Here is a 4845-nt window from a genome sequence, read left to right as displayed (position 1 = left end):
GGCATGAACTGCCACATGCCCGAGGCCTTGGCCGATGAGATGGCCTGCGGGTTGAAGGCGCTCTCGATGAAGGGCAGCAAGGCCAGCTCGGTCGGCATGCCACGGCGTTGCACTTCTTCAACGATGTGGAAGAGGTAGCGGCTGCCGCGCTCCGTCATGCGCTGCACGTAGTCTGGGCGGCTCGAGTACCACTGCTCGCCGGTGCGCACGAGGTTGGTTTCGAGATCGGGCATGGCAAAGCCACGGCGCAAGCGCTCCCACAAGTCGACCTGGGCGACCTTGGATTGCAAATCGACCGGCTCGTCGGGCCGCAAGGGGTCCACCGGCGCAGAAGCCACCGGGCCTCCGCCGTCAGCGGGGGTCGACGCGGTTGACGCTGGTGTCGACGCAGTGGCGAATGGCGCCGACGCTGCTTCGCCCGGTGGCGACAGCTTGACCGAGTCGATCACGGCGGGAAGGTCGGCACCTTGATCCGGTGGTTCGATGAGCGTGGCGCAGGCGCTCGACAACAAGCCAAGCACCACGACGGCCATCAGCCGCCAGTTCGGGAACAGAGTCATCGGAAGTTGTTTTTCCATTCGCGCAGCGTGGCCAAGACCTCGACCTCGCTGTCGCTTGCAGCGCCGTGCGCCAGGGCGGCCTTCACCACATCGGGTTGGGCGCAGCGCATGAAGGGGTTGATGCGTCGCTCCACCGCAATGGAGCTGGGCAGTGTGAACAGGCCTTGAGCGCGCAAGGCTTCGCACTTCGAGGTGTAGGCCTGCAGCTCGTTGTTGAGCGGTTCTACGGTGTTGGCAAACTTCAGGTTGGACAAGGTGTATTCGTGGGCACAACACACCCGCGAGTTGCCGGGCAGCGCGGCCAGGGCCGACAGCGAGTGGTGCATCTGCGCCGGCGTGCCTTCGAAGAGACGGCCGCAGCCGCCGGAGAAAAGCGTGTCGCCGCAAAAGACGATAGGTGCATCGCCATTCGCTGGCGTGTGGAAGTAGGCGATGTGGCCCGCGGTGTGGCCTGGCACGTCGATCACTTCGAAGCGGCACCCCATCAACTCGACGTGATCGCCACCGTTCAAGGGTGTGCAAGGCTGGGGGATGTCTTCTCGCGCCGGCGCGTAGATCGGCCCTTGCAAGCGAGGGCGCAGCGCAGCGAGGCCGCCGACATGATCGGCGTGGTGGTGAGTCACTAGAATCCCGGCGAGTGCCAGGCCGTGCGCGTCGAGCGCACGTTCCACCGGTGCCGGCTCCCCCGGATCGACGACGATGGCCTGGCGGCCATCGTGAAGCATCCAGATGTAGTTGTCAGAGAAGGCAGGCAGTGCAAGCAGGTTCATGGCGCAACTAGGCGGGATTATAGGTTTGGCCCCCTGGCTGAAGACGCCACCGGGCCGCTATTTGCTCGCTTGGGAACAAGCGCAGTTGGATCGTTGTGTGGTCGATGTGTTCGGCTTTCATGCGTTGCAACTGGGCCTGCCCGAGCTCGACGCGCTGCGCGCCAACCGCATGCCGCATCGATGGTTGGCGGTAGATCATCAACCTGCGCCGAGGGTGGAGTCTGGCACGGCACTCGAAGTTCCCGATGCCACCGAACCAGCGCCGCCGCGTGCCATCGTGCTGCAGTGCGATTTTGATGCGCTGCCGTTCGACAGCAACAGCCTCGATCTGGTGGTGTTGCCCCACTCGCTCGAGTTGGCGCGCGACCCGCACCAGGCCTTGCGCGAGGTCGAACGGGTGCTGATGCCTGAAGGGCGCGTGGTGATCATCGGCTTCAACCCCGGCAGCCTGTGGGCACTGCGCCAGCGGCTGGGTCGAGTGGTGCGTGGCATGGGCTTGCGCGCGGGGCAGCCGCTGTTCATGCCGAGCGAAGGTGAGTTCATCGGCTACTGGCGTTTGCGTGACTGGCTGCGCTTGCTCAGCTTCGAGGTGGAAGAAGGGCGCTTCGGTTGTTATCGACCACCGCTCAGCTCGCAGCCCTGGCTCGAGCGGTTTGGCTGGATGGAACGCACCGGCGACCGATGGTGGCCGGTGCTCGGCGCGGTCTACATGCTGGTGGCCGTCAAGCGCGTGCGCGGCATGCGCCTCGTCGGCCTGGTGCGCCGCCAACGCTTGACCCCGAAAGCTGCGCCGGCCGTGGCCGGCCGCAGCAGCAATAAAACTTTGCAAACCCATGACATCGACTGAACATCAAGACGCCGCCAAAATCAAACGCCCTGCCGTGATCATCTATACCGATGGTGCGTGCAAGGGCAACCCCGGCCCGGGCGGTTGGGGCGCCTGGCTGAGCACCGGCGAGCACGACAAAGAGCTCTTCGGTGGTGAACGCCAGACCACCAACAACCGCATGGAACTCACCGCCGTGATCGAAGCTCTGACCTCGCTCAAGCGCAGCTGTGACATCACCATTTACACCGACAGCGAATACGTGCGCAAAGGCATCACCGAGTGGATTCATGGCTGGAAGACCCGAGGCTGGAAAACAGCCGACAAGAAGCCGGTGAAAAACGCCGACCTGTGGCAGCGGCTCGACGCGCTGCGCAACCTGCACCACGTCGACTGGCGCTGGGTCAAGGGCCATGCCGGCGACCCCGGCAACGAGCGGGCCGATGCCCTGGCAAACCGCGGCGTGGAATCGGTGGTGACGTGATTTCCAACTTCCCGCTCGGGGTGGCTGCGGGCTACATTCGTTTGACAAGCAAACAGGGTTGAGCGTGAAGATCTTGCACACGGTGGTTGCGGTGGTGGGCATTTCGGTGGCGGGTGCCGCTGCGTGGTGGTACCAGCACAAAGGGTCTGGGTCGGGTGGTGTTGCCGGAGCCGCCGCGCCCAGCGCCTCAGGCCCTGCGCCTGCTGCCGCTGGGGCGGGCGGCCCGGTGGTGGTCGAGGTGGGCAAGGTCGAGGCCATGACCATCGACGACGACGCCCAGGGCGTGGGATCGCTGCGCTCGCACCAGGGCGTGGTGCTTCGCCCCGAGGTCAGCGGGCGCATTTCGCGCCTGGGTTTCAAGGACGGCCAGCGGGTGAAGCGCGGCCAGTTGCTAGTGCAGCTCGACAATGCCTTGCAGGCTGCCCAGCTGCAGCAGGCCGAGGCGCAAGCCAGCATTGCGCGCACCAACCTGCAGCGCAACCGCGAGCTGGTGGCGGCCAACTTCGTGAGCCAGAGCGTGGTGGACCAGAGCGCGGCGGCGATGCAGGTGGCCGATGCCCAGGTGTCACTGGCGCGGGCGCAGTTGGCGCGCATGCGCATCGAGGCGCCGTTTGATGGCGTCGCCGGCATCCGCAGCGTGAACGTGGGCGACTATGTGAAAGACGGCGCCGACCTGGTGAATGTGGAAGACCTGTCTTCGGTGGTGCTCGACTTCCGCTTGGCGGAACGTTACGTGGCACGCGTCAAGACGGGGCAACCGGTCGAAGCGCAGCTCGACGCGATGCCGGGCAAGTCGTTCAAAGGCAAGGTCGATGCGGTGGATTCGCTGCTCGACGCCAACGGCCGCTCCCTGCTCGTTCGCGCCCGCCTGCCCAACAGCAGTGGCGAGCTGCGCTCAGGCATGTTTGCGCGCACACGGGTGGTGTTTGCCACGCGGCCCAATGCGGTGGTGGTGCCCGAAGAAGCCCTGGTGCCGCTGGCGGGCAAGCAGTATCTGGTGAAGGTGGTCGACGGGCCGAAGGGCAAGGTCTCGCAGCGCATCGAGGCGCGCATCGGCATGCGCCTGCCGGGCAAGGTCGAGATTCTTGAGGGCCTCACAGCGGGCGACGTGGTGGTCACGGCCGGTCAAACCCGTTTGTTGCGCGGCGAGTCGCTGCCGGTGCGGGTGGTCGACGTGGACAAGCCGGCGGCGCGTGCGCCAGCGCGTGGTGCCAGTGGTGCCAGTAGTGCAGCCAGCCGCCCCGCGGTTGCACTCTGAACCGAGGGCACGACACCATGCGTTTGTCAGACACCACCATTCGCCGCCCGGTTTTTGCGACCGTGCTCTCGCTGCTGCTCATCCTGGTGGGCGCGGTGTCGTTCCAGCGGCTGCAGGTGCGCGAGTACCCCCGCATCGACGAGCCGGTGGTCAACGTGTCGACGCGGCTGATCGGCGCGTCGTCCGAAGTCATCGAGTCGCAGGTCACCAAGCCGCTTGAAGACTCCATTGCCGGCATCGACGGCGTCGAGATCATCACCTCGATCTCACGCTCCGAACAAAGCCAGATCACGGTGCGTTTCAAGCTGGAGAAAAGCCCCGACGACGCGGCGGCCGACGTGCGCGACCGTGTGTCTCGCGTGCGGGCGCGCTTGCCCGACGCCATCGACGAGCCGGTGATTGCCAAGGTCGAGGCCGACGCCACGCCCACGGTGTGGCTGGCCTTCATCAGCGAGACCATGTCTGCGCTGGAAGTGACCGATCTGGTCAACCGTGTGGTCAAGCCGCGCCTGCAAACCGTGCCGGGTGTGGCCGACGTGCAGATCAACGGTGACCGCAAGTTCTCGATGCGCATCTGGATCGACCCGGACAAGCTCGCCTCCTACAGGCTGACCGTGCAAGACGTGGAAGACGCCTTGCGCAAGCAAAACCTCGAGGTGCCTGCGGGCCGCATCGAAAGCCAGCAGCGCGAGTTCAGCGTCACCGCGCGCACCGACCTCAACACCGTGGCGCAGTTCGATGCGGTGGTGCTCAAGCTGACCAACGGCTACACGGTGCGGCTGCGCGACGTGGCGCGCATCGAGCAGGCCTCCGCCAGCGACCGCAGCAGCGTGCGGCTCAACGGTGTGCCTTCGGTGTCTCTGGGTGTCATCCGCCAGGCCACGGCCAACCCGCTGGAGGTGGCGGCCGGTGTGCGCGAGATGCTGCCCAAGCTGCAGCTCGACCTG

General features: G+C 65.8%; 6 protein-coding genes. 4 read left to right on the top strand and 2 right to left on the bottom strand.

Annotation, left to right across the window (positions count from 1 at the left end):
• Both RMO40_RS20850 and gloB read right to left on the bottom strand, forming a co-directional pair.
• Positions 1 to 560, bottom strand: a 560-nt coding sequence (locus RMO40_RS20850) for a transglycosylase SLT domain-containing protein (RefSeq protein ID WP_309725429.1), incomplete at its 3' end; no start/stop codon positions are given.
• The gene (gloB, locus tag RMO40_RS20845; protein WP_309725427.1) at positions 557 to 1330 is read right to left on the bottom strand and encodes a hydroxyacylglutathione hydrolase; all 774 of its coding nucleotides are present in this window, start codon (positions 1328 to 1330) and stop codon (positions 557 to 559) included. The genes gloB and RMO40_RS20850, both read right to left, overlap by 4 nt.
• Here gloB and RMO40_RS20840 point away from each other — a divergent pair.
• The 4 genes from RMO40_RS20840 to RMO40_RS20825 all read left to right on the top strand — a co-directional run.
• Entirely contained in the window at positions 1329 to 2177 is an 849-nt protein-coding gene (locus RMO40_RS20840; protein ID WP_309725425.1) for a methyltransferase domain-containing protein, read from the top strand. The genes gloB and RMO40_RS20840 overlap by 2 nt on opposite strands.
• Entirely contained in the window at positions 2164 to 2640 is a 477-nt protein-coding gene (rnhA, locus tag RMO40_RS20835; protein WP_309725423.1) for a ribonuclease HI, read from the top strand. Before RMO40_RS20840 ends, rnhA begins: the two co-directional genes overlap by 14 nt.
• Positions 2641 to 2704: 64 nt before the next feature.
• Positions 2705 to 3898: an efflux RND transporter periplasmic adaptor subunit gene (locus tag RMO40_RS20830; RefSeq protein ID WP_309725422.1), complete on the top strand. Its 1194-nt coding sequence runs from the start codon at positions 2705 to 2707 to the stop codon at positions 3896 to 3898.
• Positions 3899 to 3915: 17 nt separating this feature from the next.
• Positions 3916 to 4845 (top strand): efflux RND transporter permease subunit (locus tag RMO40_RS20825; RefSeq protein ID WP_309725420.1); only part of this gene is annotated, 930 nt, incomplete at its 3' end.

The organism is Rhizobacter sp. (assembly GCF_031412075.1).
Classification (GTDB): Bacteria; Pseudomonadota; Gammaproteobacteria; order Burkholderiales; family Burkholderiaceae_C; genus Rhizobacter.
This window is presented reverse-complemented; position numbering and strand designations above follow the sequence as displayed.

Bases quoted from the DNA above. Each gene is read 5' to 3' on its own strand.
- gloB (WP_309725427.1), bottom strand. From the start codon at position 1,330: ATGAACCTGCTTGCACTGCCTGCCTTCTCTGACAACTACATCTGGATG.
- RMO40_RS20840 (WP_309725425.1), top strand. From the start codon at position 1,329: ATGGCGCAACTAGGCGGGATTATAGGTTTGGCCCCCTGGCTGAAGACG.
- rnhA (WP_309725423.1), top strand. From the start codon at position 2,164: ATGACATCGACTGAACATCAAGACGCCGCCAAAATCAAACGCCCTGCC.